This window comes from Mesorhizobium sp. M1338 (genome assembly GCF_040318045.1).
In the GTDB taxonomy this organism is placed as follows: Bacteria; Pseudomonadota; Alphaproteobacteria; order Rhizobiales; family Rhizobiaceae; genus Mesorhizobium.
In genome coordinates this window covers 1-1,651 of the sequence record NZ_JAMYLL010000124.1, presented here as the reverse complement: position 1 = coordinate 1,651, position 1,651 = coordinate 1, and the positions used below count along the sequence as shown (strand labels likewise).

Annotated in this window: 2 protein-coding genes; both read left to right on the top strand. The window is 65.8% G+C overall.

Annotated elements, in window-relative coordinates; all coding sequences use genetic code 11:
- Positions 1–659: aldehyde dehydrogenase family protein (locus NKH19_RS33220; RefSeq protein ID WP_352983926.1), on the top strand; the 659-nt coding region annotated here is incomplete at its 5' end.
- Between the two features lie 10 nt (positions 660–669).
- Positions 670–1,651, top strand: a 982-nt coding sequence (locus NKH19_RS33215; protein ID WP_352983925.1) for a tartrate dehydrogenase, incomplete at its 3' end; no start/stop codon positions are given.

Here is a 1,651-nt window from a genome sequence, read left to right as displayed (position 1 = left end):
TTGCCGATGCCGATCTGGACAAGGCGGCGACGGCCATCGCCGGCAGCGTCACCTTCAATGCCGGCCAGGCCTGTGTGGCCGGCACACGCCTGATCGTCGAGAAGAGAGTCGCCGACAGGCTGACGGCCGCCATCCTGGAGCGGATGAAGGCGGCCCGACCCGGGCCGACCTGGGACGAGACGACGCAGTATTCGCCCATCATCTCGGAACGGCAGTGGGCGCGCATCGACAGCATCGTGCGAGCCGCGGTCGAGGCCGGCGCCGAATGCCTGACCGGTGGCAACGTCATGGACAGCCCCGGCTATTTCTACGAGCCGACGCTGATCGCCAATGTCGATCAGGCCAATCCTGCAATCATCGAGGAGATCTTCGGCCCGGTCCTGACCGTGCAGACCTTCGAGACCGAGGAAGAGGCGCTGGCGCTGGCCAGCCATCCGACTTACGGGCTGGCTTCCGGCCTGTTCACCACCGACCTCTCGCGCACCATCCGCTTCGCACGCAAGCTCGAAGCGGGCACCGTCTGGGTCAACCGCTACAGCCGCTCGCGCGACCATATCCTGCCGACCGGCGGCTACAAGCGCTCCGGCATCGGCAAGGACCTCGGCCGCGACGCGTATCTTGCCAACCGCAGGACCAAGAGCGTCCTGATCAGCCTGTGAAGAGATGCCGATGAAGTCCTACTCGATCGCCCTGATCCCCGGTGACGGCATCGGCCGCGATGTCACCACCGCCGCCTGGACGGTGCTGGAGACGGCGGCCAGACATGCCGGCTTTGCCCTGACGGGTACGGAGTTCCCCTGGTCCTGTAAATTCTACAAGGATACCGGCCGCATGATGCCCGAGGATGGCATCGAGACCTTGCGCGGCTTCGACGCCATCCTTCTCGGCGCGGTCGGCTGGCCGGCGGAAGTGCCGGATTCCGTCTCGCTCCACGGTCTCCTGCTGCCGATCCGCAAGGCATTCGTGCAATATGCCAACATCCGGCCGCACCGTCTGCTGCCGGGTGTGACAGGGCCGCTGCGGGCCGAGAGCTTCGACATATTGTGCATCCGCGAGAACACCGAAGGCGAATATTCGGGCGCCGGCGGGCGCGTGCATCAAGGCACGCTGAACGAGGTCGCTGTGGAGACCTCGATCTTCACCCGCGCCGGCGTCGAGCGCATCCTGCGCTTCGGCTTCGAGCAGGCGCGGACGCGGCGGCGCAAACTTGCCTCCGTCACGAAATCCAACGCGCAGAAATACTCGATGGTGTTCTGGGACGAGATCACGCGAAAGCTGGAGGCGGACTATCCTGATGTCGCAGTGACCAGCTATCATGTCGACGCGCTCGCCGCGCGCATGATCATGGCGCCGGGGAGCCTCGACGTGGTCGTCGCCTCCAATCTGTTCGGCGACATCCTGACCGATATCGGCGCGGCGATCCAGGGCGGGCTCGGCTTCGCCGCCTCCGCCAACATCAATCCCGACCGCTCGGCGCCGTCCATGTTCGAGCCGGTGCATGGCTCCGCGCCCGACATCGCCCATCTCGGCATCGCCAACCCGATCGCCACCATATGGTCCGGCGCCATGATGCTCGATCATCTCGGCGAAAAGGCCGCCGCCGGCCGGGTTATGCAAGCGATCGAAGCGACAACCGCGCGCGGCATTGGAA